Annotated in this window: 1 protein-coding gene; it reads left to right on the plus strand. The window is 60.5% G+C overall.

The features are described from left to right. Positions 1 to 269: 269 nt before the first annotated feature. Positions 270 to 2,726 (plus strand): matrixin family metalloprotease, encoded by a 2,457-nt coding sequence (locus ACFV4F_RS43070; protein ID WP_380511451.1) that lies wholly within the window; start codon positions 270 to 272, stop codon positions 2,724 to 2,726. The last annotated feature ends 15 nt before the right edge of the window (positions 2,727 to 2,741 follow it).

A 2,741-nucleotide genomic window follows, 5' to 3' on the forward strand; every position in this document is an offset into this window, starting at 1 on the left:
ACCGAAAAGGCTCCTTGGCATCGCGTGATCACAAATCGGACATCGCGCCACTACGCCGAAGCGGTGCGAGTGATCGAGTTGCGAATGCTGTGCTACGAGTTCACGGTAAACATGAGGGCTGGTTCACGGTACGGCATGCCGCCCGGGCCACTCGATGCCGACTGATCTATTTGCTCGATTTTCGAGCGTATCAGCGGTGCGAGGGTTTCTTCAAGCACCCACGGATATTGACGAAGCCTGGCGCCCTATACCAGATGCAAGGAAGTTCGATGCCTGACGTGCGAATCAATACTCGAAATCTTAGCTACACCTCATTCATCATTCCTGGCCAGGGAATGACAGGATGGGTCGACGGTGCGGCATCTCCCGCACTTCACCTTGAGTCTGGAGAGTATTCCTTCCAGCCGGCATCGGGGATGCTGGCGGACTTCGCATTCGAGGTGACTCCGGACGGGACGATCGACTATGTCCCTGCGTACGACAATTTCCTGAGCGGAAGGGGAACGAGTGAGTTGGTCATACGCGGCTTCACGATCACGCTAGACGGAACCGCGCTTTCGCATGACCTTCTGCCGCTCATCGCGGGGGCTCAGCCACTTTCCAAGGCCAGCAAACACACGGTAACGCTAGCTCCCGCGCCCGGGTACGGTTTCCAGCCGGCGGCGGGGATTGTGGCGGATTTCCAGTTCACGGTCGACGTGAATGGGCACGTGCTTGTAGATCAGCAGTATGGCGGGTTTGCGCACGCCACGGGCAGCACTCTCACCCTCGATGGCTACCCTATCCAGATAGACGGGCGGCAGCTCTCACACGGTCTGCTGCCCGTGGATATGTTTGGCGGCTCCGTTGTTCTCACGCACGACCGTGTACAGACCTATACCTACATACCCGCGCCCGGGTACGGTTTCCAGTCGGCGGCGGGGATTGTGGCGGATTTCCAGTTCACGGTCGACGTGAATGGGCACGTGGGAGTCGATCCGATGTATTCGGGCTTCGCCCAATCCGACGGCGGGTCGCTTACGCTGCGCGGATATGCAGTCGCTTTGGATCTTCAAGAGCTATCAAGCCCAGTGGCCATCGCCTTGCTAGACCACGAGGGTGTGTTGCGGCCTGGAGTCGACAGCCTGACCATGGTGCCGGCTTCGGGTTACACACTGATCCGCCCTGACGGCCCGGCGTTCGGGTTCAGCGTCGGTCTGAACGGAGAGACCACCCTAGTCAATGCCCCCCTCGGCATCACTGCCGATTCCAGTCGCCGGATGTGCGCTGTTCCGGACGAGGTCGTCACAGACCTGCAGATTCGTACCTATGGCCCGCCCCACGGCAAATGGAGCCGGACCGCCTTGTCCTTCTCGGTGAAACCGGAGAATGCCGGCGGGCTTCATCCAGATCAGGTGGAAACCGCCATCGAAGGTGCTCTCAGTGCATGGGAAGTGGCCAGCCAAATTTTCACCTTCAAACGGGTGGACAGCAACGGTGATCTCCACTTCGCTTTCGGAGCTGCGGAGCTGAATTCGAAGTTCGGTGTGGCAGAAGGGGTGGTGGGAAGTGGGCACTTCCCGGAGAGCGGTGAGGTGGACTTCTTCAGCAGGGCACCCTGGAGTAGTGAGAAACTGACCGCCGATGCGATACATGAGATAGGCCACGCCCTCGGCCTGACTCATTCGAATAATCCCGATTCCGTCATGTACCCCAGTGAGACCGGTCTTTTGCACGTGGACGCCGAATCGCAATTGTCGCTGCACAATCTGTACGGATGGGTCCCGCAACCGGCGCTCAGCGACCGCGGTACCAGCGATCGCCCCGCTCTCGCGGTCGCCGGACAAGTGGGACTCACCTTCTCAGACCAGACGATGCACATGGCGTGGAGGGGAGTCGATGGTGACGACTCGCTTTACGAGTCGACGTTGGAAGGAACCGTGTGGAGCCCACAGCGCCCCATCACGGGGCCCTTTGGATCCGCCTACAGCCCTGCCCTGACTTCGGTGGCGGCTGGCACCCCTCCCTCGACCGGGTTGATGATGGCTTGGCGGGGTGTTCCCGGTGATGACAGCATCTACTATTCGACGAAGGACGGCTCCGACTGGGCTACTCCCAGCAATATTCCCGATATCGGCTCCAACGACCGCCCCGCCCTCGCCAATTTCGAGGTTCCCCACATGGCATGGCAAGGAATATCGGGAGACGACACCATCTACTGGTCGAGGTTTGTTTCAGGAGCCTGGGAATCACAGCGGCATGTGGGCGAAGCCGGGACGTTCAGCGGGCCGGCACTGGCCGTGCTGGGAAGCCGGCTGTACATGTTCTGGAGGGGTGTCCACGATGACACCCGGATTTACTATTCGTCGCTCGGCGCAGGTGCCACTGAATGGGAACCTCAGAAAATCGCCTCTTTTGTCATGTCAGACGCTGGCGGGGGCGGAGGTATTTCCCAGGTGCCAGTCGAAATCCATGCGGCCGACGGCCCCGCAGCGACAACCCACGGAAACGGAATCCTGCTGGCCTGGCGGGTCCCGGACGGCCAGAGTATCGCCTTCACGCTCTTCGACGGTGAAGTTTTCGCCGGGCGGACACAGGTGGACGGACAGTCATGTCATGGGCCCGCCATATGCAGTTTCCTCGGAACCGTATTCCTGGTGTTTCGGGGGCCGACCGGGGACGACAGCATGCACTGGGCGAAACTGGGCGCGCTGCCAAGAGCAGATGGCGCTGGTCTGTCTGGGTGACTGAGCCTTTTCGGC

It is taken from the genome of Kitasatospora sp. NPDC059722, from assembly GCF_042733235.1.
Taxonomy (GTDB): Bacteria; Actinomycetota; Actinomycetes; order Streptomycetales; family Streptomycetaceae; genus Kitasatospora.

Excerpts from the sequence above, each read along its gene's own strand:
- ACFV4F_RS43070 (WP_380511451.1), top strand. The coding sequence starts at position 270 with ATGCCTGACGTGCGAATCAATACTCGAAATCTTAGCTACACCTCATTC.